Source organism: Rhodococcus sp. ACS1 (assembly GCF_002300155.1).
Lineage (GTDB): Bacteria > Actinomycetota > Actinomycetes > Mycobacteriales > Mycobacteriaceae > Rhodococcus_F > Rhodococcus_F koreensis.
The window spans coordinates 67560-90661 of record NZ_NSDZ01000002.1; the positions used below are offsets into that span (position 1 = coordinate 67560).

Genomic DNA, 23102 nt, shown 5'->3' on the forward strand with positions numbered 1-23102 from the left:
TCAGATTACAACTACGCAGCAGGTCATATGCAGGAATAGTGCGTAACCGCGATCGGTTACAGACAGGCATGACCGAAACACCTCTGCCCGTGGACGGCCTCTTCGAGCCGTTCGCCGTCAAATCCCTCCAGCCCCGGAATCGCTTCGCGATGGCACCCATGACCAGGGCTTTCTCCCCTGACGGCATTCCCGGGGAGGACGTGGCGGCGTACTACCGCCGGCGTGCGGCGGGCGGGGTCGGTCTCGTCATCACCGAGGGGACGTACATTCCGGACCCCGTAGCCGGATCCCACACCCGGGTGCCGCTCCTCTACGGACAGGACAGCCTCGCGGGCTGGAAGTCCGTGGTGGACGCGGTCCACGAGGAGGGCGGGCAGATCATCCCGCAGCTGTGGCATCTGGGCGTCGAACGCGGCCCGCAGCCGCGTATGAACCCCGAGGTGACGACGGCCAGCCCGTCCGGAATCGCGCTGGACGGAACCCGGCTGGGACGCGAATTCACCGGGTCCGATCTCGACGCGCTGCGCGAGGCCTGGGTGGCGGCCGCCGTCAACGCGCGTGACGTGGGCTTCGACGGCATCGAACTGCACGGCGCCCACGGCTATCTGCTCGACCAGTTCCTGTGGGACCGCACGAACGTCCGCTCCGACGGTTACGGCGGATCTCTCGAGGCCCGCACCCGGTTCCCGGTCGAGGTGGTCGCAGCGATCCGCGAGGCCGTCGGGGACGACTTCGCGATCGTCTACCGCTTCTCCCAGTGGAAGTCGAACCACTACGATTCGCGCATCGCGCAGACCCCCGACGAACTCGCGGCCGTGCTGACGCCCCTCGTCGCCGCCGGTGTCGACGTGCTGCACCCGTCCACCCGCAGGCACTGGGACCCGGCCTTCGCCGAGCTGTCCGGTGAGGACGGCGAACTCGGCCTGGCCGGATGGACCAAGCGGCTGACGGGACTGCCCACGATCACGGTCGGTTCGGTGGGTCTCGACGACGTGTTCACGACGGCCTTCACGTCGGACGGCGCCTCGAACACCGCCGGTGTCGACCGCCTGCTCCGGCAGTACGAGAACGGCGAGTTCGATCTCGTGGCCGTCGGCCGCGCACTGCTGTCCGATCCGGAGTGGGTGCTCAAACTCCGCGACGGCAGGACCGCCGAGCACATCCCGTACAGCAACGAGCACCGGGCGGTCCTGCACTGACCGCGCCGGTCAGCTGTCCTCGACGGTGATCTCCACCTGATCGACGTTCACGCCTTCGGGTGGGTTCGCCGTGCCCTCGGTCGAGATGCGGCTCTTGTCGACCCCCTGCGCCTCGAGGGCGTTCGCGACGGCCTGAGCGCGCTGGTCGGCGAGGAGTTCGGCGGCCGCCTCGTCCGTGTTGCTGGCGTACGCCTCGATCGCGATCTTGGCGTCGCCCGCCTTCATCGCGGCGGCCACCGCCTTGACGGTCACGTCCGAGAGGGCGTTGAGTTCGGCGGTTCCCGACTCGAATCCGATCGGGACCGCCGCGATGGCCGAGTTGATCGCGTTCTGGGTGGCCTCGCGCGCGGTGTTCACGGCGGACGACGCCGTGGCCTGCACACTGCTGATCGCGCCTTCCACCCGATCGGACGCGGAGGCCGTCGTCGTGGTCGCGATCGGAGCCTCGTTCGAGTCGTTGGAACAGCCGGCCACGCCGAGCAGCGCGAGGGCCGCGACCGCGATGCCGGTGACGATGGTCTTGCGCATGATGGTTTCCCCTATACGTCCGTATGTCCGGAAAGCGCTACACGTCGTGGGACGAGGATAGCCCCGCCCGCACCCTCGAAGGTGGGATTCGAACACGGCCCAAGCTCCCACATCGTGAGATTTCTCGGACGGATGTGAATCCGGACACAGGCTTCTCACCTGCCCAAAAACCGTTGATTCGCCTTCCGTTTCAATTCGGTTAATTCCACGGATTGCGATCTCATTTCAATAACGGTAGAAATGAATCCGGCGCCCGCTCAGCGCCAACATAAATGCCCACAACCGAGCAAGGAGTTACACGCATGGATCTCGCCTTCCTGTCCGAATTCTTCTCCGCCTTCTCCGACCTCGCCGGTGCCCTGGACTTCTTCTCGGGTTCCGCCGACGCATTGGGCGGTGGCGCAGACGCCGCAACGGCGGCCGCAGCCACGCTTGGCTAGCATTTCCGCTGGCACAAGACTTGAACACCCGCGACGGGGTTCGTGCGCTCAGGCGCGCGGGCCCCGTCGCGGCGTTGCCGGCAGCGTCACGATCGTGTCGATCACGTATCTATTACGATGAATAATTCGCGACGTGAACATGTTCATTATCCGCGTTACCAGCATTTTCCCCGGAATTGGTCGGTCGACCAATTGATTCGCCATTCGCACGATCAACATTTCCGTTTCACCGTTGGTTTATTCGCGAAATAATCGCGCGCGCTGCACATTTCGGCGGTTTCGCAGCACGCGCACATCTCAGTGCACATGCGTACACTCAAATCTCGTGACCGACCCGCAGATCAGACGCCGCTCCGAGGTGCGGGCACTCGCCCGGCTGGCCCTCGACGAAATCGGGGCCGCCGCCGGCGGCCTCGGCAGCATCCACCGCGCCGTCGCGGACCGGGTCTTCGCCGGAGTACGGCTCGGCGTCGGCACCCATGCCGTCCCCGCAAAGGCGCTCCACGACGAGATCACCGCCGCCGTGTATGCGCTCGTCGCCGACACCGCCCGACTCGGGGGTTCCCTCGCGGGACAGTTCCTCGACTTCCCGTCGGCGGAGAACGTCCCGCCGTCCCAGACGCGCCGCGGAGCCCGGGCCATCGCCGCGATCCAGGGGCTGATCGGCGACGTACTGGAATCGGAGGGGTCCGTGCTCGCCGAACCCCTGGCGATACGGGTAGGCGGCGTCGCACTCACGGCGGCCGAGTCCACGCTCGCCGATGCCTTCCCCCACGCCCGCGGCCGCATCGTCGTCTTCCTGCACGGACTCGTCGAGACCGAGGACGCGTGGTCGCTGGGCGGCCGCCCGACCTACGGTGAACGACTCGAGACCGACCTGGGATACACGGCGCTGCAGATCCGCTACAACTCCGGCCGGCACATCTCCGACAACGGCAGGAGCCTGTCCGACCTTCTGGACGCGGTCACCGAGCACTGGCCGGTGGACGTCGAGTCGATCGCACTCGTGGGGCATTCCATGGGCGGCCTCGTCGCCCGCAGCGCCTGTCGAATCGCCTTCCTCGACGACCGCCCGTGGGTGCGGCGGGTGCGGCAGGTCGTGAGCCTCGGCTCACCTCACCTCGGCGCCCCGCTGGAGCAGGCTGTCCACTTTGCGAGCGCCGGCCTGGCCGCACTGCCCGAGACGCGGGCGATCTCCGGACTCCTGCGCCGGAGGAGCGCCGGCATCCGGGATCTGAATCAGGGTTCGCTCGTCGACGAGGACTGGCGCGGTCGCGACCCGGACGCCCTCCGTGCCGCGGCCACCAGCGAGGTCCCCCTCCTCGACGGCGTGACGTACTGCTTCGTCTCCGCGACCATCACCCGCAGCCCGCGGCATCCGCTGGGCCGCCTGCTCGGCGACGGCATGGTGCTCGTGCCGAGCGCGTCCGGACGGAACCGGACGCGGATGATCGGCTTCCGCGACGAGGACGGCATGCACCTCGCACCCGCGAATCATTTCACGATGCTCAACCACGAGTCGGTGTACGAGAAGCTGCTCGAGTGGCTTGGCGCCCCGAAGACCTGACCCTGCTCAGGCCATGGTCGTGTGCCACACGACGGCGGCCGCGAGCGCACCCGCGCCGTTCAACGACCAGTGCAGCGCGATGGGCGCGATCAGACTGCCGCTGCGGCGGCGGAGCCAGGTGAACACGATGCCCGCGGCCGCGGTGGCGACCACCGCGGCGAGGATCCCGAGCACCTGCCCGAGGACGCCGCCGCCGAGAAAGCTCGACAATCCCTTGTTGCCCGACGTCAGTCCCAGCGAGGACGCGATGTGCCAGAGACCGAACATCAGCGATCCCGCCGCGAAGACGCCGCGGGCGCCGTACACGCGGTCGAGGGTGCCGTGCAGCACGCCGCGGAACGCGAGCTCCTCGGGGATGACGGTCTGCAGCGGGATGACGATCATCGACGCGATCAGGGCGCCGGAGATCGTGGCGTACCGGTCGGCCATGAAGAACGGCCGGGTGATCGGCAGGGCGGCACCGATCGCGACGACGCCGATCACGAGGCCCATCGCCGCGAGGGCGTACAGCGACCCCTTGCGCCAGTGCCGAGGCGAGAGCCCCAGTTCTGCCCAGCCGAGTCCGCGGCGCCGGGTGAGCATGAGCAGCACGACGGCGGCGATGGGAACGGTCGCGATGCTGGCCCACGCGGTGGTGAAGTGCGCGATCAGATTCGTGGCCGCGAGGACGACCACCACGATCGCGATGTCGAGGTAGGCGTGCAGTACGGGCCGCTTGGCACGTGCACCGGACGTCTCGTCGTCAGCGGCTCCGGCGTCCTGGACTGCAAGGGTCATTCGGCCGGCCGATCTCGTTCCGTGTTCAAGCATCCAGTCAAGTGTACGGATTTACTTGTGAGAACTCTGTGAGCCACACCACTGTGCAGGTGAAAGCATGCCCCCGCGTCACAGGGCCGCCGGAGCCCGCGTCTAGCCTGAAGACGAACTTCACACAACCAGCTGTCCAGGAGATAGAATGGCCGACTTCCTCTACGAGGACTTGCTGCCGATCGGTGAGGACCCCACCGAATATCGGCTGCTGACCACCGAGGGGGTGTCGACTGTCGAAGGACCCGGCGGCCGCACCTTCCTGTCCGTCGAGCCCGAGGCGCTGCGCCTGCTCACCGAGACCGCACTCCACGACATCTCGCACTACCTGCGCAGCGACCATCTGACGCAGCTCGCGAGCATCCTCGACGATCCCGAGGCGTCGGGCAACGACAAGTTCGTGGCGCTCGACCTGCTGAAGAACGCCAACATCTCCGCCGCAGGCGTGCTGCCGATGTGCCAGGACACCGGCACCGCGATCGTCATGGGCAAGCGCGGCCAGCACGTCCTCACCCCCGGCGACGACGAGAAGGCCGTCGCGCGCGGCGTCTACGACGCCTACACCCGGCTCAACCTGCGGTACTCGCAGAACGCGCCGATCACGATGTGGGACGAGAAGAACACCGGCAGCAACCTCCCCGCCCAGATCGAGCTCTACGCCGACACGGCGACCGGCCACGAGAACACGTACAAGTTCCTGTACATGGCCAAGGGCGGCGGCAGCGCCAACAAGTCCTACCTGTTCCAGGAGACCAAGGCGATCCTCAACCCGGACGGCATGATGCGGTTCCTCGAGGAGAAGATCCGCGCCCTCGGCACCGCAGCCTGCCCGCCGTACCACCTCGCGATCGTCGTCGGCGGCACGTCCGCGGAGTTCGCGCTGAAGACGGCCAAGTACGCGTCCGCGCACTACCTCGACGAACTCCCCAACGAGGGCGCGATCACCGGTCGCGGCTTCCGCGACCTCGAACTCGAGGAGAAGGTGCTCGAGCTGACCCGTCAGATCGGCATCGGCGCACAGTTCGGCGGCAAGTACTTCTGCCACGACGTCCGCGTCATCCGCCTCCCCCGCCACGGCGCTTCGCTGCCCGTCGCTCTCGCCGTGTCCTGCTCGGCGGACCGCCAGGCCAAAGCGAAGATCACCCCCGAGGGCGTCTTCCTCGAGCAGCTGGAGTTCAACCCGGGCCGGTTCCTCCCCGAGGTCACCGACGCCCAGCTCGATGCCGAGACCGACGGCATCTCCGGCACCGGCAAGGGCGCCGCCGTCAAGATCGACCTCACCAAGCCGATGCCCGAGATCCTCGCCGAGCTGTCCAAGCACCCGGTGAAGACACGGCTGTCGCTCACCGGCCCGCTCGTCGTCGCCCGCGACATCGCCCACGCCAAGATCAAGGAACGGCTCGACGCCGGCGAGGAGATGCCGCAGTACCTCAAGGACCACCCGGTGTACTACGCCGGTCCGGCCAAGACCCCCGACGGCATGGCGTCCGGTTCCTTCGGCCCCACCACCGCCGGTCGAATGGACTCCTATGTGGATCAGTTCCAGGCCGCGGGCGGCTCCATGGTGATGCTCGCGAAGGGCAACCGGTCCAAGCAGGTCACCGACGCATGCAAGTCCTACGGCGGCTTCTACCTGGGGTCCATCGGCGGTCCCGCGGCGCGTCTCGCCCTCGACTGCATCAAGAAGGTCGAGATCGTCGAGTACGAAGAGCTCGGCATGGAAGCGGTCTGGAAGATCGAGGTCGAGGACTTCCCCGCGTTCATCGTGGTCGACGACAAGGGCGAGGACTTCTTCGCCGGCGTCTCCACCCCCACCCTCACCATCGGCAAGCGCCCCGGCCTGTAGGCGGCTCCGCCGCCCGTGAGTGGTTGACGAGTCCAGACACTCGTCAACCACTCACGGGTGCGAAGCGCCTACGGCGATCTCGATCACCGGATTCTTTGCCGGGTCGAGCCGGCCGAGGAGGGTCGTCAGCGTGCCGCGGTCGACGGCGACGCACCCTTCGGTGGTGGTGCCGTCCGTGACGTGCAGGAACATCGCCGAACCGAGGCCGGGGATGCGGGCGGCGTTGTACCCGATCGCGAGCGCGTAGTCGTAGAGCGGTCCGGCCGAGTAGAGGTTCTCGCTGTTACCGCCGGGGCTCGCGTCCTGCCGGACGTGCGTGTTGTACGTCGGCGAGAGCGGATTCGAATCCCACCAGTCACGCCGATCCGACTGGAAGTACGGCATCGCCGTCGCCGGAGCGGGCTGCCGGCCGAACGCCTGCGACAGCGGGAAGACACCGGCGGGGGTGCGGGTGGAGAATTCGTTCGCCGCACCGATTCCTTCCGCGCCGACGTCGGCGGCGACGGGACCCGCGAACACCTGCCACGTGCCGTCCGAGCCCCGCTCCCAGGCGGTCAGTTCGGCGCTCACCGACCCCGCCGACGGGGCGTAGACGGTGATCACCTGGTCCGAGTCTCCGGAGAAGACCGCTCGATCCGGGGCCGCGGAGGCGCCGGGCGTGAACACCAGCCCGATCAGAATCACCATCAGCCCCGGCAACCACAGTCGACCCACGCGCAACGTCGTCATGGGGCGAGTGTTCCATTCCCGGGCGCCGGTCGCGAGAATTTCGCTTCGCGGTGCATTACACCCGGCAGAGGATCTCGCTGTGCAGGAGCGCGAACCAGCCGTCGTTCTCGCACACCCACGCACGCCAGCCGGCCGCGATGCGGTCGAGGTCTGCCTCGGTGGCGAGCCCGAGCGCGAGCGCCCGGTCCGCGTAGGCCGACCGCAGCGAGCGGTCGGCCCAGGACCCACCCCACCACTCGCGATCCTCGTCGGAGGAGAAACACCACGTGCTCGCCGTGTTCGCGACGTCGCCGAGACCAGCCTCGTGCGCCCACGCCCGCAGGCGACGGCCCGCGTCGGGTTCACCGCCGTTCGCCCGGGCGACGGCCTTGTAGAGCGTCAGCCATTCGTCGAGTTCGGGTGTCGGCGGATACCACGTGAAGGTGCCGTAGTCCGCGTCGCGGGCGGCAACGATTCCACCGGGTCGGCACACCCGCTTCATCTCGCGCAGCGCCTGCACCGGATCGCCGACGTGCTGCAGGACCTGATGCGCGTGCACGACGTCGAAGCTGTCGTCGGGGAAGTCGAGTGCGTGGACATCCGATACGACGGTCTGGACGTTCGCGATTCCCCGCTCGGTGAACTCGTTGCGCGCGAGCGAGAGCGCCTCGTCGTTCATCTCGACGGCGGTGACTGCTCCGGGCGCGACGAGTCCCGCGAGGTCGGCGGTGATCGTGCCCGGCCCGCACCCGACGTCGAGCAGCGTCAGGCCTCCGCGCAGATGCGGAAGCAGGTAGCCGGCGGAGTTCTCGGCGGTGCGCCATCGATGGTTCCGCAGCACCGACTCGTCGTGGCCGTGGGTGTAGACCGTCTCGTCGCCGTCCATCCCTCGACGCTAGCAACTCCGATCAGATAATGGGATTGCTGTCCTACTCCTCAGGATTTTGTGATCCACGGTTCTCGAAGACCGTGAGTGTTACGTTGGTGCACACCAACACGGCAACCGAGGGACTGCCATGACTTTCAGCCTCGCGCTCACCCCCGCGCAGAAGAACCTCGTCGAGCGGACGCACGCTTTCGCGGAGAACGTGATCCGGCCGGTGGCCGCCGAGCACGACCGCGCGCAGGAGTTCCCGTGGGACGTCCTCGAGAAGGCCGCGGAAGAGGGCTTCTACAGTCCGCTGTTCTATCGCGACCTGATCGGCGACCCGACCAGCCTGTCCCTCCCCCTGTTCATGGAGGAGCTGTTCTGGGGATGCGCCGGAATCGGCCTCGCCATCGTGATGCCCGCGCTGGCGCTGTCGTCGATCGGACAGGCCGCGACGCCGGAGCAGATGCTGCGCTGGGCACCCGAATGCTTCGGCGAGCCCGGCGACCTGAAACTCGCCGCACTGTGCATCTCCGAACCCGAGGGCGGCAGCGACGTCCGCAATCTGCGGACCACCGCGACGCGCGACGGCGACGACTGGGTGATCGAGGGCCACAAGATGTGGATCGGCAACGGCGGCATCGCCGACGTGCACGTCGTGAACGCCACCGTCGACCCGGAGCTGGGGCATCGGGGGCAGGCCCTGTTCGTGGTTCCCGGCGGAAGCCCGGGGATCGAACTCGTCCGCAAGCTCGACAAGCTGGGCTGCCGTGCGTCGCACACGGCGGAGCTGAAGTTCCACCGGGTGCGGGTGCCCGCCGACCACCTGCTCGGGGGCGACGACAAACTGCAGCACCGCATGCGGAAGGCCCGTGAGGTGCAGGAGGAGGTGGCCACCGGCGCGCCGCGGCGGAAATCGGCCACCCTCGGCACGTTCGAGCAGACACGTCCGATGGTCGCGGCTCAGGCGCTGGGCATCGCCCGCGCCGCGCTCGAGTACGCCACCGAGTACGCGAACCGGAGGGAGGCGTTCGGCGGTCCGATCATCGACAACCAGGGCATCGCGTTTCCGCTGGCCGACCTCGCGACCCAGATCGACGCCGCACGACTACTGACGTGGCGGGCGTCGTGGATGGCGGCGGCGGGCGTGGAGTTCCGTCACGGCGAGGGCTCCATGGCGAAGCTCGCGGCGTCGGAGGTCGCGGTGAGAACCACCGAACGTGCGCTGCAGACGATGGGCGGGTGGGGGTACATCAGTGACCATCCCGTCGAGAAGTGGTATCGGGACGCCAAGCTGTACACCATCTTCGAGGGCACCAGCGAGATTCAGCGGATGGTGATCGGGCGTGCACTCGGCGCCGCGGACGGCGCCCCGCCGCTGCACTTCGATCAGCCGACCGAAGGATCCGCGTTCAACCGGCTGTTCGGGAGGGGCACGTCGGTGCGCACGAAGGCCGGCGAGTTCGCGATGTCCGTGAAGGACCGGATGCCCGAGTCCGCGCAGCGGTTGGCGATGAAGTTCCTTGCCCCACCGAAGAAGTGAACGGGCGCGGGATCAGGTCCAGAGGGCCGCCACGAGCACGGTGACGATGCCGAGCCCACCGACCACGTGCACGAGGTTCGGGCGCTCCTGCCCTCGCTTCTGCTTGCCCCGGACGATCTCGGCGAGCGCGACCACCACGAGGGAGAGCAGAAGCTTCACGCCGATCTTGATGTGGTTGTAGTCCTTGTCCAGTGCGGCCTCCCCCAGCCCGACGAGGATCAGTCCCGTCACGAACTGGAGCCGCGCACCCCACACCATCACCTCGGAGATCCGCGGCGCTGCGAGCACCGCGAAATAGCCGCCGACGAGGGCGGCCATGCCGAGCAGGTGGCAGACGAAGAGGAGGTTGTAGACGACGGTCATCTCCGCAGCCTAGCGACCTGCACGGTCAGCTCGAGACGATTCCGGCCTCGATCGCCGCCTCCCGGTACGACGCGGCGAGGGTGGCGACGGTTTCGTGGGCGTTGAGCCCGCTGGGATTGGGCACCAGCCACAACTCTGCACCCTCGAGGGTGCTCGGCTGTTTGCCCTTCTTCGCTGCACGCTCACCGAATGCCGTGCGATAGGCGGTGATTCCGGCTACGGCGACCACCCTGGGAGCGGTGTCGCGGACGAAGGAGCGCAGGCGCTCGGCGCCGACGGCCAGTTCCTCGCCGGTCAGTTCGTCGGCTTTCGCCGTGGCACGCGGGGCCAGATTGGTGATGCCGACGCCCCGCTCGATCAGGTGGTCGCGATCCGCGTCCGACATGCCTGCCGTCGGATCGATAGGTCGCTCGATGATCCCGGCGCCCAGCAGAGCCGGATAGAAGCGGTTGCCCGGACGTGCGAAATGCGCCCCGGTCGCGGCCGTCCACAGTCCCGGGTTGATACCGACGAACAGCAGGCGGCAGCCCGGTCCGATGAGGTCCGGAACCTCGGCGTCCCGGAACGACTCCAACTCCGCGCGGGTGAAGCTCACAGCCGGCCCGCCTCCGCACTCACAGCCGGCCCGCCTCCGCACTCACAGTCGGCCCGCCTCCGCACTCACAGTCGGCCCGCCTCCGTCAGCCCGGCGACGGTGTCGGCCAGGGTCTCCGCCGAATCGCGGTACTTCACCCCGAGTTCGGTTTCGCTCGGCCGGTCGTCCGTGTCGGGCATCCGCGTGTAGTACTCCATCGCGGCCTCAGAGATCGGAGTGCCGAAGGGGACGAACCGGTCGATCGCGTCCACGAGTCTGCCCACCAGACGCAACGCGACGTCCGGCACCGGGTACACGCCCATCCGTCTGCCGGTGATCGTGGCCAGCATGTCGGCGATCCCGGCGATCGGGATCCGGGGACCTCCGAGCATGAACCGGCGGGCGCCGCTCCCCGACTGGAGGAGGGCGGCGTGCGCTGTGGCCACCTCACGCACGTCGACCATCGTCCATGCGGCGCCCCGCCCGGGCAGACCCCGCAGGTGGACGGCGGCCTCGACTGCCTGGGCGGCCTCGCCGAACTGCTTTCCCGCGGGCGGGCCGACGATCATGCCCGGGTAGGTGATCGCGATGGGTGCGCCGTCGGCCTGCAGGTCACGCGCGTACTGCTCCACGCGCGCCTTGCTGCGGCCGTAGGCGTCGGGGGGCCCGCACACCGGGAGGTCGGGGGTGAGCAGCCGGGCCCCCGGCTGGAACAACGCGGCGATGCTCGAGACGTAGACGATCGGATCGAGGCCGAGTTCGACTGCCGTTCCCAGCACGTTCTGCGCGCCGGCAAGGTTGGTCTGCAGCATCTCCTCCGCGCGACGCGGGTCGACCGCGACGACGGCCGCGGCGTGGATGACGGCATCGCAGCCGTCCAGGGCACGCCGCACGGACGCGGCGTCCGTGATGTCACCGACCACGTGATCGGACGTGTCGAGCCCGAGCGCCGCCGCGCTGGTCACGAGGCGAGCAGGATCCCGCACGAGGAAGCGCACCCGGTGACCGGCGTCCACCGCCGCCTTCGCGCTCCACGCCCCGACGAAACCTGTTCCCCCCGTGACCAATACCAGCAAGGGGAATTACACCGTCCTGGCGAGACGGTTGGCGAGCATCGTGGTGAACCGGGCGGGATCGTCGAGTTCGCCGCCCTCGGCCAGCAACGCCATCCCGTAGAGAAGCTCCGCGGTCTCCCCCAGCGCGGGATCCTCGTTGCGCTCGCCGTGTGCTTCCCGCAGCCCGGTGACGAGAGGGTGGGCAGGGTTCAGCTCGAGGATGCGCTTCGTGGTGGGAACCGGCTGCCCGGACGCCCGGTACATCCGCTCGAGTGCCGGGGACATGCTGAACGCGTCGCCGACGATGCAGGCCGGTGACGTGGTCAGTCGCGTCGACAGCCGCACCTCCTTGACCTGCTCGGTGAGCGCGTCGGCCATCCAGGAGAGCAGGCCCGCGAAGTCCTTCTCCTGCTCCTCCCGCTCCGACTCGTGTGCCTTCTTGTCTTCCTCGGTGTCGAGATCGACCTCACCCTTGGCGATCGACTGGAACGACTTGCCCTCGAATTCCGGAACCGCACCGACCCACATCTCGTCCACAGGGTCGGTGAGCAGCAGCACCTCGAAGCCTTTCGCACGGAAGGCCTCCATGTGCGGGGAACTCTCGAGCAGCTGCCGGGATTCGCCGGTCGCGTAGAAGATCTGCTCCTGACCGTCCTTCATCCGCGACACGTAGTCTTCCAGCGAGGTCAGCTCCTCCTCGCTGTGGGTGGACGCGAACGACGAGATACCCAGCAGCACATCCCGATTGTCGCTGTCCGACATCAGGCCTTCCTTGACCGCGCGGCCGAACTCTGCCCAGAACGTGCGGTAGTCGTCGGGCCGCTCGGCCTTCAGGTCCTTGATCGTGGTGAGGACCTTCTTGGTGAGCCTGCGGCGGATGGCACGGATCTGCCGGTCCTGCTGCAGGATTTCACGGGAGACGTTGAGGGAGAGGTCCTGAGCGTCGACCACACCCTTGACGAAGCGAAGGTATTCCGGCATCAACTGGTCGCAGTCGTCCATGATGAAGACGCGCTTGACGTACAGCTGCACACCCGTCTTCCCGTCCCGCATGAACAGGTCGAACGGCGCGTGAGACGGAATGAACAGCAGGGCCTGGAACTCGAACGTGCCCTCGGCCTTCATCGGGATGACCTCGAGCGGTTCGTCCCAGGCGTGGGCGATGTGCTTGTAGAACTCCTTGTACTCGTCCTCGGAGACGTCGTCCTTCGAGCGCGCCCACAGCGCCTTCATCGAGTTGATCGTCTCGGACGTCGTGGTGACCTCGTCCCCGCCGTCGCCCTCCGCGGGGACCGTGCGTTCGACGTCCATCCGGATCGGCCACGCGATGAAGTCGGAGTAACGCTTGACGAGTTCCTTGATCTTCCGTACCGACGTGTAGTCGTGCAGGTGATCCTCGGTGTCCTCGGGCTTGAGGTGCAGGGTGACGGAGCTGCCCTGCGGGGCGTCGTCGACGGCCTCGATCGTGTACGTGGCCTCGCCGCTCGACTCCCAGCGCGTGGCCTCACTCTCGCCGGCCTTCCGCGTCAGCAGGGTGACCTTGTCTGCGACCATGAACGTCGAGTAGAAACCGATGCCGAACTGTCCGATCAGTTCCTCGGAGGCAGCGGCGTCCTTCGCTTCCCGCAACTTGCGGCGCAGGTCCGCGGTGCCGGACTTGGCCAGCGTGCCGATGAGGTCGACGACCTCCTCGTGGGACATGCCGATGCCGTTGTCGCGGACCGTGAGCGTGCGCTTCTCCGCGTCCACCTCGATCTCGATGTGCAGATCCGACGTGTCGACGTCGAGGTCCTTGTTGCGGAACGCTTCGAGACGCAACTTGTCCAGCGCGTCCGAGGCGTTGGAGATGAGCTCCCGCAGGAACGAGTCCTTGTTGGAGTACACCGAGTGGATCATGAGGTCCAGGAGCTGGCGGGTCTCCGCCTGGAACTCCAGTTGTTCGATTTTCGTGCTCACTTCGATTCCCTTCGAACGCAGAACCCTCGACACCAGATTCGTCGGAATGATATCCCGCGGCAAAATTCCGGATTCATCGCGGCGAGCTTCCGCCGGTGGCCCGTCAGCCGGCGGCGTCCTCCTTCAGGGTGTGCGCGACCAGCGCGTTGGCGTGGCCGTGACCGAGGCCGTGCTCGGACTTCAGCCAACTCACCAACTCCATGTGCTTGGTCAGCTCGGACGACCGGATGAGCGTCTGCCATTCACTGATCGGCCGACCGTACTTCTTCTCGATCGACGGGAAATAGGACGCGGGACCCTTCACTGGTTCAGCCATGCGCGACACGCTAGCGGAACCCGCCGACACATCCTGTCCGACAAGCATCTTCAGGAAGCGACACTCAGACGGAATGTGCCCATTCGGCGAGCTGGGGCGACACCTCCCGGTACCCCCACTCCCCGCTCGAAACAGCGATGACCAAGTCGTATGCCGGACCTTCGGGAGCATCCAGGTCATAGCCGTTCAATCCGTAGAACACGTGAACCGCCAACCAGGACAGCCGCTTGTTCCCGTCAACGAGGGCATGATTCCTCGTCAAGGACTCGAGCAGGACGGCCGCCTTGTCGTGAATCGACGGATACACCTCTTGGCCGAGCAACGACGCCTGCGGACGGTGGGCCGCCGAGTCGAGCAGCCCGAGATCCCGGACCGACGCAACGCCGAGATCCTCAGCCAGCGAGAGCAAGTCCTCGAGAGTCAGATAGTCGATCGTCACCGCGAGAGGCGGTCCAGCAAGGTGGCGTACCGGTCGCGGCCGCGGCGGGACAGAGCGCGAACCCGCTCGTCATGGGTGTGCCGAGCGGCAGCCTCCAGGATCGCGCGAACCGTCGCTTCCTGCTTACTGACGCCTTGAGCGTCGGCGAGAAGCGTCAGCGCACGCTCCTGCTCCTCCGTCAGTCGCAATGTCATGGCCATATGCCGATGATACCAAAGTGGTAGCAGCTGGCCCTGTAACCCGACCTTCGATCAGGACTTAACCAACAGCAGCGTTTCGTCCTCGCGCGGGACCGGCCTCGCGACCGTACTTGTCGGTCACGTCTGTCAACATATCGCCGATTACTTACATCAGATCTTTGGAAACTTGGGGGAAGAATGTCGATCGAATGCGAATGCGGACGTACACCACCGGCGGACTACGAATACTGCGGTTGCGGTTCACCAAATCTAGGATTTTCCTCCGCCACTGAGGTGCTGCCACCGACGCTCCACTTCGGATCCAACAACGACGGAATACAGGCAGGTAACGACATCACTGTCGGCGGCAACTTCATCGTCGGCAAGACTCCAAACGATCCGTTCGAACACCGAACTGAGATGCACCGTCAAGTGAAACGCCGCGTGTGGTTACCGGATAATTGGTTGTCAGTCGTCGGTGTGTCACTAGGAATTCTAGTTGCCATCGTGAATCTGAAGTCGAATCAAAGCAACTACATTGCGACCATCGTGGCCTGTGCAATTGTCGCGTTGAGCGGATTTGCCCTGACGATAAATCTCACATTGAGCGCAACAAGATTTCGACCATTTCGGTTCGGGTTACCAGGCTATGCCCTCGAGAGGGACACCGAAGGACAGACCTTTCTCACAGTTCCGAGGGCACGCTGCCTTTGGTGCCCGACCGAGCGTTACATGCGTCTCCAACCCGTGGAAGGTCTATCTGAGCTGAAATGGGTCTGCCCGGCGAACCCTGTGCAACATCAGATCGGCTTTGACTTCCCCCAGCTACCGAGCCTCGACTCCGCCTAGTGAAACAAATATTCCGCCGAACGTCACCTTCGGGCAGAAGCTTCCTCGCGGTCGCGCGGGGATCCGTAGGCTTATCGCATGTACCGGTCACGCGCGAAGAATCCGGCAGGGTGACGAAAGTGGCGGAGCTGATTCTGGGACCGCTGCTCAGACATGTCGGCACATCTGACGCGACGGTGTGGGTCGAGACGTCGGAGCCGTGCACCGTCCGGGTCCTCGGCCACGAGGAACGCACGTGGAACGTCTCGGGTCACCACTACGCGCTCGTCGTCGTGGACGATCTGGGACCGGGATCGACCACTCCGTACGACGTGACCCTCGACGGCCGTCCGGTGTGGCCGCTGCCGAATGCCGTCCCGTCGGTGATCCGCACGCTCCGCGAGGACGACGACACCCTCGTCCTGACGTTCGGATCGTGCCGGTTCGCCACGATGTCCACGACGGAGGACAACCGGCACCTCGGCGCCGACGCCCTCGACGCCTACGCGGTGCGGATGGCCGGACAGTCCCCGGACCGGTGGCCCGACGCCCTGCTGCTGCTCGGGGACCAGGTGTATGCCGACGAACTCTCCCCCGAGACCGAGGCGCGCGTCGCCGAGATCCACGACGTGAAGGAGCCACCCGGCCCGCAGGTGCGCAACTTCGAGGAATACACCTGGCTGTACGCCGAATCATGGTCGGACCCTCAGGTGCGCTGGCTGATGTCCACGGTGCCCACGTCGATGATCTTCGACGACCACGACGTGCGGGACGACTGGAACACCTCCGAGTCCTGGCGCGACGACGTCGAGGCGACGTCGTGGTGGGAGGAGCGTATCGTCGGCGCGTTGTCGTCGTACTGGGTCTATCAGCACCTCGGGAACCTGTCGCCGAGCCTCCTCGCCGAAAACGATCTGTACCAACGTGTTCGGAAGCACGGCGGCGACGTCGAACCGATGCTCCGGGAGTTCGCGTCCGCCGCCGACGAGGAGGCGGACGGCGCGAAGGGCACGCAGTGGTCGTATCGCCGCGACCTCGGAGTCGCGAGGCTGCTCGTCATCGACTCGCGGTGCGGGCGCATCCTCTGCGGTGGTCGCCGCGAGATGGTGTCCGACCCCGAATTCTCCTGGATCGAGCGTCAGACCGAGGGCGACTACGACCACCTGCTCGTCGGGACGTCGCTGCCGTGGCTGCTGCCCCGCGCCCTCCACGACCTGGAGTCCTGGGACGAACGCCTCGCCGCCGGATCCCGCGGCCCGCGGGTGGCGGCCTGGGCCGAGAAGATCCGGCGCGCGGCGGACCTGGAGCACTGGGCTGCGTTTCGTGACTCGTTCGACCGGCTCGCCCGGCTCCTCGCCGACGTCGGCAGAGGTCACCGGGCCGGGCCGGGTGGGCGCGCGCCGTCCACCATCTCGGTGCTGTCCGGCGACGTCCACCACGCCTACGCCGCGCAGGCGCACTACCCCGAACCGCTGCAGTCACTGGTCTATCAGCTGACGTGCTCGCCCCTGCACAACTACGTACCGGCCGCCATGAACGTGACGTTCCGGATCTCGTGGCGGCGCGCCACCGAGCGGACCGTGCGTTTCATCCTGGGCCGGGTGTCGCGGGTGCCGCCCGTTCCCCTCGACTGGTCCAAGGTCGCCGGACCGTTCTTCGGTGATCAGGTGGCGACCCTCCACCTGAAGGGAAGGTCGGCCCGCCTCGTGATGGAACAGGCCCGCAACGACAGCGACGGCACACCCCGGTTCAAGACCATGACCGACCTCGAACTGGCAACGGGAAAGGACTACTGACGCTGCTCGGCCGCCGCCTTCAGCTGCGCGAGCCCCTTCTCGAAGTCCTTACCCACCATCTTGTCCATCGGGAAGACGACTCCCACGATCCTGAAGAAAAGGTTGTTCTTGCCGGTCATCTGCCAGCGGACGGTCGTGCCCGCGCCGTTCGGTTCGAGGAGGAACGTTGTGACGTTCTCCGCCTTGAACGGTTTGAGGAAGGTCAGGTCGAGCACGACCTTCGAGCCGGGCACCGACTCGGTGATCACCATCTGTCCCGAACCCGCCTTGCGATTGCCCTCCCAGGCGTAGGACGCGCCCACTCCCGAATCCGGGCCGGAGTACGTGCGCTTCAGATCGGGATCGACGTCCTCCCACGGCGACCACGCCTGCCACTTCCGGAAGTCGTCGAGGAGGGGCTGAACAACGTCGGGGCTCGCATCGATGACGGTGGAACGTTCGACGAGGAACTCGGCCGAAGCCATGCGGTCTCCATTCGGTGTCGGGTGTGGCGGACCGAGGTCGCGACCACCTCTTCACGTGGAAGATAACGCCTCGCCACCGGTCGCGCGCGCGGTATCGTCGGGAGCGACCCGTACGACATGGTGGGGGTAGCAGTGACGACCGAGACGGATCTGATCCGCAATATCGCCCTGGTGGGGCATCAGGGCAACGGGAAGACGACGCTCGCGGAGGCGATGCTCTTCCGCGCCGGTGTCGTCACGCGACCCGGACGTGTCGAGAGCGGCAACACCGTGCTCGACACCCAACCGGAGGAACACGACCACACCCAGTCGCTGACGCTCGGCCTGGCTTCGTTCTCCTGGAACGACTACCGGATCAATCTTCTCGACCCGCCGGGCTACGCCGATTTCGCCGGCGACGCGATGACGGCGCTCCGGGTCGCCGACGTCGCCGTGTTCGTGATCGACGGGGTCAGCGGTCTGCAGGTGAACGACGAACTGCTGTGGCAGGCGGCCACCGAGCGAGCCATCCCGCGCATCCTGTTCGTGAACAAGATGGACAAGGAACGGGCGTCGTTCGACGCCGTCCTGGCCGGGATCCGCGACCATTTCGGGTCCGGAGTCGAACCGGTCGACCTGCCCGTCGGCGAGGCGTCCGCGTTCACCGGCGTCGCCGACCTCCTCACCGAGCACGTCATCCTCTACGACAGCGGGTCCGCGAACACGAGCGACGAACTGCCCGCCGACATCGCCGACCGCGAACACGAACAGCACGAGCATCTCGTGGAGGACGTCGTCGAGATCGAGGACGACCTGCTCTCGAAGTACCTCGACGGCGAGGACATCTCCGTGCCCGAACTCGAGCACGCGCTCCGCGCGGGTTTCGCCGCGGGCTCGCTGTGGCCGGTGCTGTGCGGGTCGGCCGTCGATGCGATCGCCGTCGACCGGTTGCTCGACTTCGTGTGCCGGATCGCGCCGGCACCGTCGGAGGTCCCGGGCATCGAGGTCCGCGGTGACGGGGACCGGGTCGCCGAGGTGCGGTGCGATCCGTCCGGCGACCCGCTCGCGTACGTCTTCAAGACGCAGACCGACGAATACGTCGGGCAGGTGGCGTTGCTGAAGATCCTCTCCGGCAGCGTGCACGCGGACGATGTCTTAATCAACCAGCGCACCGGCGCGAAGGAGCGCCTGCACAATCTCCTTCGCGTCCTCGGCAGCAAACACACCCCGATCGACAGCGCGGAGGCCGGCGACATCGTCGGCGCCATCAAACTCACCGATGTCTCGACGGGCGACACCCTCGCGCCGATCGGCTCACCGCTCACCGTCCCCCCGATCGTGCACCGCCGTCCCGTCTACGGACTCGCGGTGGCCGCCGAGAGCGCCGGCGACGAGGACAAACTCGCGACAGCCCTGGCCGAACTCGTCAGCGACGACCCGACGCTGGAGGTCACGCGCGACAGCGAGACCCACCAGACGGTGGTCCGGGGCGCCGGCGACGTGCACGTGCAGGTGGCGCTGACCCGGTTGAAGCGGCGGTACGGCATCACCCTTCTGACCGAACCGGTCAAGATCGCGTACCGCGAGACACTGCTCGGCACCGTGGAGACGGAGGGCCGCCACAAGAAGCAGAGCGGCGGCCACGGCCAGTTCGGGGTGGCGACGGTCCGCTTCGAGCCGCTCCCCCGCGACAAGGGCTACGAGTTCGTCGACGAGACCCGTGGCGGTGTGATACCCAAATCCCTCATTCCCGCGGTCGGAAAGGGGATCGCCGAATCGATGGGACGCGGAGGCAGGCACGGGTTTCCGCTCGTCGACCTGCGCGCCACCGTCCTCGACGGCAAGCATCATTCGGTCGACTCCGACGATTTCAGCTTCCGGATGGCAGGGGCGCTCGCCCTCCGTGCGGCCATCGACAAGGTGGGCACTCTCGTCCTCGAACCCGTCGACCACGTCGAGGTCACCGTGCCCTCGACGCTGCAGGGTGACGTGATGGCGGATCTCGGCCGGCGACGCGGCCAGATCGAGGGCACCGAACCGGCAGGGGACGGCGAGGTCACTGTCATCGCCTCGGTGCCCACGAGCGAGGTCACCGACTACCCGGTCGCCCTGCGCTCGATGACGCACGGGCGTGGCCGTCTCGCACTGAGCTTCAAGTGCTACCAGGAGCGGCCCGAACCGCGCTGACAGTGCCCTTCCAGCGTGCACGCAGCGTTCTCCCAGCTTCCCGCGGTGTAGTGGTGTCTCACTCACAGAGGAAGGGCATCGATCATGCGTTCACAATTGGTTCGCGGCATCGGTGGAGCGGCGATGGCAGTAGGTCTCGCATGTTCCGTCGTCGCGTGTAGTTCGGGCGATTCGTCCGGCACTTCGTCGACCGGCACCACCGGCAGCGCTGTGCAGGGCGGCTCCGGCGACAGCGCTGTGCAGGGCGGCTCCGCCCCCGCGGCGATGAGCGACGAACTGCAGGCCTGCCTCGAGGAAAACGGCGTGCCAGCACCGCCCGACCAGGCCGGCGGCGGGGCACCGGGCGGGGTGGCGCCGCCCAGCGGCGACATGGCACCGCCGGAGGGCGACGGTTCGGCCCCACCCCAGGGCGGCGCGCCGGACGCGTCGAGCGCTCCTCCCGGGATCGACAGTTCGACGTGGGCGGCGGCGCAGGAGGCCTGTTCCTCGCTGGCGACGGGCACCACGGGATCGTGAGCGGTCGTTAGATCTCGCGACCGGCCCTCAGCCGCGCGGCGAGTTCCGCGCGGCTGCGGACCCCGGCCTTCGCGTACACCGATTTCAGGTGGTCCTGGACTGTGTTCGCGGTGATGCCGCGACGTCGTGCGATCTCGGACGTCGCGTAGCCGGCCAACACGTCGGCGCACACGTCACGCTCGCGTGCGGTCACCGCATACGCTGCAAGTAACAACCCGGTGAGCTCACCGCCGGCGGCGGGTTCGAGGGTGACCACCGTCTGCGGTTCGTCGCCGCCGATCAAGGCCGTGGCGCGCACCAGAATCCAGCCGCCCTCCGCGTCGCGCACACGCGCCTTGAAGATCCCCGAACCGCTCGACCGCGCCCCGAACGTCGCGGCCCGCAACACCACGGTCAACCTGCCCGGGGCGACCTCGTCGAAGCGGTCCTGCCAGCCGCGGGCAGCGGCCGTGAGTGCAATCGGATCGCCGGCGGCGTCGGTGACCACCACCGCCGGACCCTGGTCGCCGCGACCGGAGATTGCCGGGGCGTGCACGGACGCGGCCCGCGTCGCGACCGCCAGGCCGGGAGCCACGAGTGTGAGGAACTCGAGCTCACGGTCGGTGAAATCCGGCCCGGACCGCACGAATCCGGCTGCGCCCCAGCACACCCCGTCGACGCTGAACACGATTCGGACCTCGCTGCGGAGCCCCAGCGGCGCCCACACCGCGCCGTGGCGGAGGCTGTGCGCGACCGCGTCCGCGGGTAGGTCCGAGGCCCGCGCGACGGTCCGGCCACTGCGGGCGAGTTCGGCGAACGTGCCCGGATCTTCGCCCTTGTACTCGGATTCGGCGAGCAGCGGTTCGTATTGCTGCGGTATCCGGCTGCGCCCGCTGGTCATCGAACTGATCGCGAGTGTCTCCGGGTCGAGCATCGCCCAGCACGTCAGGTCGGTGCGCACCGTCTCCCCAACCAGTTCGATGGCGCGCTCGTGCAGCTGCGTGACGCCGGCTCCCGCTCCTGCGAACGCGAGCACCTCCCGCCGCAGCTTTTCCGCCCGGACCTCCAGCATGACCACAGTATGCGCTGGTCACAGGCACACCACCATCCCAGATTCCGGGGATGGGTAGAGCGGTGAGCCGGTCCTACCGTCGCAGTATGTCCACCCACGTTCACGTAATCAGAGCAGGCGACGGCAGGCGGCTCACCGCGCCGGACGCCGACATCACGGTCCTGGTCGGCGGCGATCACACCGGCGGAACGTACGAAGTCTTCCTCGTCGAAGCGTCCCGGACCGCACCGGACGGTCCACTGCACGCCGAGCCGTGGTCGAAGTCCTACCACGTGCTGCGCGGCCGGATACTCGTCCAGGCCGGGGACACCGGGCACGAACTCGCGGCGGGGGAAACGGTCGCCATCGAGGCGGGAACGATGAATACGTTCACGGTCCTCTCCGAGTCCGCCGACTTCCTCCTCGTCGCCGCCGGGGCGTCCCACGGCCGCTTCTTCGGTGATCTCGACATGGTCGGCCGTGGCGGGCACTCGCCGGAGGTAGTGGCCCGACTGCTGCACGAGGTCACCGACCGCTATGGCGTCGAACTCGCGACCGGGGCGGGTGCGTCATGACCGTCGTCGCGCAGATCGCCACCCTGGTCGCCGCCGGCGTGCATCTGCTGGCATTCGTGTGGGAATCGCTGCTGTTCCGCAGACGGTCGGTGCACGAGGGCATCTTCCGTATCCCGGGGGGCGACGTGCCCGCCGCCCATCTGTGGGCGTTCAACGTCGGCTTCTACAATCTGTTCCTCGCCTCCGGCGCCATCGCCGGCGTCATCCTGTGGTGGGCCGGTCAGGACACGCCTGGTCGCACACTCGTCGTCTACACCTGCCTCTTCATGTTCCTCGCGGGCATCGCCCTGGCCGCGTCGGATCGCATGGCGCTGAGCCGGCAGCGTGGCGACGGCGTCGTTGGCGCACTGTCACAGAGCGCGCCGCCACTGGTGGCTCTGATCTCGCTGGCGATCGGGTGACAACCCTTCGCAGTCGATTGCCAGAAACTTCTCAGGGTCGACCGATCGAATCCTTATCGTCCGTCGGCATGATGGACGCCATGCCCCAGGTGACCGTTCTCGCCATCGGTGGTACCGGAGAGTCCCACCCCGATGACCACCGGCGCCACGTCTCCGGACTGTTGTGTGACGTCACCGACGCCCTCGACGACCGATTCGAGTCTCGGTGGGTCGGCTATCCGGCGTCGTACGGGCCGGTCGCCGCGGGCGGGCTCAGCTATCGGCAGAGCACCGAGGTCGGCGTCCGCCGGTTGATCGACGCCATCGACGACGCTCCCGGACCTGTCATGCTGATCGGGTACTCGCAGGGATGCACCGTGATCCGTGAGGTGCTCGGACAGATCGCCACCGGCACCCTGCGCTCCGGCAACCTCGCCGCCGTGGGTCTCGTCTCCGATCCCGAGCAACCGGCGGGAGTGGCCCCGGGGTGCTTCGGGCGCGGTGTCGCGGGTGTCGGCGCGCCGATCCCCGAGTCGATACCGGTCCAGTGGATCGCGCACCCGGACGACATGATCTGCAATGCCAGCGAAGACAGCTATGTCCGCGACATCGCCGACCTCACGCGGTGGATGTCATTCCGCGCAGTTCGGACGTGGCTCACGCAGACGTGGGAACTGATCCGCAGCAACAGCTTCCAGAATGCGGGCAAGACACGATTCAGCCCTCGGCAGTGGCGCACCGACGCCCGTCGCCTGCGGACCGCGATGATCGAGGTGCTCGGCTACCTTCCGCCGCACCTCGCCTGGCGCGGTGTGCGTGTCGTCAACACGCGGGGCGGGCGGCACATCGCGTACGCCAGCGAACCACTCGACGCGAGCGGGCTCACCGGATGTCAGATTCTCGCCCAGTGGCTGCAGGTACGGGCGACGTTCGAACCGCCCCTGCGCGTCGCGGCGTGA

At 67.3% G+C, this 23102-nt stretch carries 25 protein-coding genes; 12 read left to right on the plus strand and 13 right to left on the minus strand.

Going from position 1 to position 23102, the window contains the following annotated elements:
• Positions 1–68: 68 nt before the first annotated feature.
• Positions 69–1199 (plus strand): NADH:flavin oxidoreductase, encoded by a 1131-nt coding sequence (locus CJ179_RS07615; protein WP_072940583.1) that lies wholly within the window; start codon positions 69–71, stop codon positions 1197–1199.
• Between the two features lie 9 nt (positions 1200–1208).
• Here CJ179_RS07615 and CJ179_RS07620 read toward each other — a convergent pair whose 3' ends face one another.
• Positions 1209–1727, minus strand: a complete 519-nt coding sequence (locus CJ179_RS07620) for an OmpA family protein (protein WP_072940585.1) — start codon at positions 1725–1727, stop codon at positions 1209–1211.
• A 302-nt stretch (positions 1728–2029) separates the two neighbouring features.
• On the opposite strand from CJ179_RS07620, the gene CJ179_RS51305 reads away from it, so the two are divergent.
• Together CJ179_RS51305 and CJ179_RS07625 are read left to right on the plus strand one after the other, a co-directional pair.
• Positions 2030–2167, plus strand: a complete 138-nt coding sequence (locus tag CJ179_RS51305) for a hypothetical protein (RefSeq protein ID WP_167372164.1) — start codon at positions 2030–2032, stop codon at positions 2165–2167.
• A 325-nt stretch (positions 2168–2492) separates the two neighbouring features.
• Positions 2493–3734, plus strand: a complete 1242-nt coding sequence (locus tag CJ179_RS07625; protein WP_095861108.1) for a triacylglycerol lipase — start codon at positions 2493–2495, stop codon at positions 3732–3734.
• A gap of 6 nt (positions 3735–3740) precedes the next feature.
• On the opposite strand, the gene CJ179_RS07630 is transcribed toward CJ179_RS07625, so the two are convergent.
• A complete protein-coding gene (locus tag CJ179_RS07630) occupies positions 3741–4511 on the minus strand; it encodes a CPBP family intramembrane glutamic endopeptidase (protein ID WP_095861109.1) in 771 nt (256 codons plus the stop codon).
• A gap of 178 nt (positions 4512–4689) precedes the next feature.
• On the opposite strand from CJ179_RS07630, the gene CJ179_RS07635 reads away from it, so the two are divergent.
• Positions 4690–6387: a fumarate hydratase gene (locus CJ179_RS07635; RefSeq protein ID WP_072940593.1), complete on the plus strand. Its 1698-nt coding sequence runs from the start codon at positions 4690–4692 to the stop codon at positions 6385–6387.
• 51 nt (positions 6388–6438) lie between these two features.
• On the opposite strand, the gene CJ179_RS07640 is transcribed toward CJ179_RS07635, so the two are convergent.
• Together CJ179_RS07640 and CJ179_RS07645 are read right to left on the minus strand one after the other, a co-directional pair.
• Entirely contained in the window at positions 6439–7116 is a 678-nt protein-coding gene (locus CJ179_RS07640) for a L,D-transpeptidase (protein ID WP_095861110.1), read from the minus strand.
• Between the two features lie 55 nt (positions 7117–7171).
• On the minus strand, positions 7172–7981 hold the full coding sequence (locus tag CJ179_RS07645) for a class I SAM-dependent methyltransferase (RefSeq protein ID WP_095861111.1): 810 nt from the start codon (positions 7979–7981) through the stop codon (positions 7172–7174).
• 130 nt (positions 7982–8111) lie between these two features.
• Here CJ179_RS07645 and CJ179_RS07650 point away from each other — a divergent pair, with 130 nt between their 5' ends.
• Positions 8112–9506, plus strand: coding sequence for an acyl-CoA dehydrogenase family protein (locus CJ179_RS07650; protein WP_095861112.1), 1395 nt, complete (start codon positions 8112–8114; stop codon positions 9504–9506).
• Positions 9507–9518: 12 nt separating this feature from the next.
• Here CJ179_RS07650 and CJ179_RS07655 read toward each other — a convergent pair whose 3' ends face one another.
• The 7 genes from CJ179_RS07655 to CJ179_RS07685 form a co-directional block, all read right to left on the minus strand.
• Positions 9519–9869, minus strand: coding sequence for a hypothetical protein (locus tag CJ179_RS07655; protein ID WP_072940606.1), 351 nt, complete (start codon positions 9867–9869; stop codon positions 9519–9521).
• A 25-nt stretch (positions 9870–9894) separates the two neighbouring features.
• Positions 9895–10464, minus strand: coding sequence for a mismatch-specific DNA-glycosylase (locus CJ179_RS07660; protein WP_095861113.1), 570 nt, complete (start codon positions 10462–10464; stop codon positions 9895–9897).
• Positions 10465–10529: 65 nt separating this feature from the next.
• On the minus strand, positions 10530–11519 hold the full coding sequence (locus tag CJ179_RS07665) for an SDR family NAD(P)-dependent oxidoreductase (protein ID WP_095861114.1): 990 nt from the start codon (positions 11517–11519) through the stop codon (positions 10530–10532).
• 6 nt (positions 11520–11525) lie between these two features.
• Complete coding sequence (gene htpG, locus CJ179_RS07670; protein ID WP_095861411.1) at positions 11526–13454, minus strand: molecular chaperone HtpG; 1929 nt, start codon at positions 13452–13454, stop codon at positions 11526–11528.
• A gap of 103 nt (positions 13455–13557) precedes the next feature.
• Positions 13558–13770, minus strand: coding sequence for a DUF4287 domain-containing protein (locus CJ179_RS07675; RefSeq protein ID WP_072940613.1), 213 nt, complete (start codon positions 13768–13770; stop codon positions 13558–13560).
• 64 nt (positions 13771–13834) lie between these two features.
• The gene (locus CJ179_RS07680; protein WP_072940616.1) at positions 13835–14209 is read right to left on the minus strand and encodes a type II toxin-antitoxin system death-on-curing family toxin; all 375 of its coding nucleotides are present in this window, start codon (positions 14207–14209) and stop codon (positions 13835–13837) included.
• On the minus strand, positions 14206–14409 hold the full coding sequence (locus tag CJ179_RS07685) for a CopG family transcriptional regulator (RefSeq protein ID WP_072940618.1): 204 nt from the start codon (positions 14407–14409) through the stop codon (positions 14206–14208). The genes CJ179_RS07680 and CJ179_RS07685 overlap by 4 nt, the downstream gene beginning before the upstream one ends.
• Before the next feature lie 177 nt (positions 14410–14586).
• Between CJ179_RS07685 and CJ179_RS50535 the strand changes: the two genes are divergently transcribed.
• Both CJ179_RS50535 and CJ179_RS07690 read left to right on the plus strand, forming a co-directional pair.
• Positions 14587–15237, plus strand: coding sequence for a hypothetical protein (locus CJ179_RS50535; RefSeq protein ID WP_143051392.1), 651 nt, complete (start codon positions 14587–14589; stop codon positions 15235–15237).
• 119 nt (positions 15238–15356) lie between these two features.
• Positions 15357–17012, plus strand: a complete 1656-nt coding sequence (locus CJ179_RS07690) for an alkaline phosphatase D family protein (RefSeq protein WP_072940621.1) — start codon at positions 15357–15359, stop codon at positions 17010–17012.
• Here CJ179_RS07690 and CJ179_RS07695 read toward each other — a convergent pair.
• Positions 17006–17476, minus strand: a complete 471-nt coding sequence (locus CJ179_RS07695) for an SRPBCC family protein (protein WP_072940624.1) — start codon at positions 17474–17476, stop codon at positions 17006–17008. The two genes, CJ179_RS07690 and CJ179_RS07695, sit on opposite strands and share 7 nt — an antisense overlap.
• A gap of 132 nt (positions 17477–17608) precedes the next feature.
• Here CJ179_RS07695 and fusA point away from each other — a divergent pair, with 132 nt between their 5' ends.
• Both fusA and CJ179_RS07705 read left to right on the plus strand, forming a co-directional pair.
• A complete protein-coding gene (fusA, locus tag CJ179_RS07700; RefSeq protein WP_179377541.1) occupies positions 17609–19642 on the plus strand; it encodes an elongation factor G in 2034 nt (677 codons plus the stop codon).
• 84 nt (positions 19643–19726) lie between these two features.
• Positions 19727–20158 carry a hypothetical protein gene (locus CJ179_RS07705; protein WP_257015381.1) on the plus strand — a complete coding sequence of 144 codons (432 nt, stop codon included), beginning with the start codon at positions 19727–19729 and terminating at the stop codon, positions 20156–20158.
• Between the two features lie 7 nt (positions 20159–20165).
• Here the strand turns inward: CJ179_RS07705 and CJ179_RS07710 are convergent, their stop codons facing one another.
• Positions 20166–21209, minus strand: coding sequence for a LuxR C-terminal-related transcriptional regulator (locus CJ179_RS07710; RefSeq protein ID WP_072940735.1), 1044 nt, complete (start codon positions 21207–21209; stop codon positions 20166–20168).
• An 86-nt stretch (positions 21210–21295) separates the two neighbouring features.
• Between CJ179_RS07710 and CJ179_RS07715 the strand changes: the two genes are divergently transcribed.
• The 3 genes from CJ179_RS07715 to CJ179_RS07725 all read left to right on the plus strand — a co-directional run bounded on the left by CJ179_RS07715 (position 21296) and on the right by CJ179_RS07725 (position 23102).
• Positions 21296–21763 carry a hypothetical protein gene (locus CJ179_RS07715; protein ID WP_072940632.1) on the plus strand — a complete coding sequence of 156 codons (468 nt, stop codon included), beginning with the start codon at positions 21296–21298 and terminating at the stop codon, positions 21761–21763.
• Positions 21760–22164 (plus strand): DUF1304 domain-containing protein, encoded by a 405-nt coding sequence (locus CJ179_RS07720; protein WP_072940634.1) that lies wholly within the window; start codon positions 21760–21762, stop codon positions 22162–22164. The genes CJ179_RS07715 and CJ179_RS07720 overlap by 4 nt, the downstream gene beginning before the upstream one ends.
• 68 nt (positions 22165–22232) lie before the next feature.
• Positions 22233–23102, plus strand: coding sequence for a PE-PPE domain-containing protein (locus CJ179_RS07725; protein ID WP_083395577.1), 870 nt, complete (start codon positions 22233–22235; stop codon positions 23100–23102).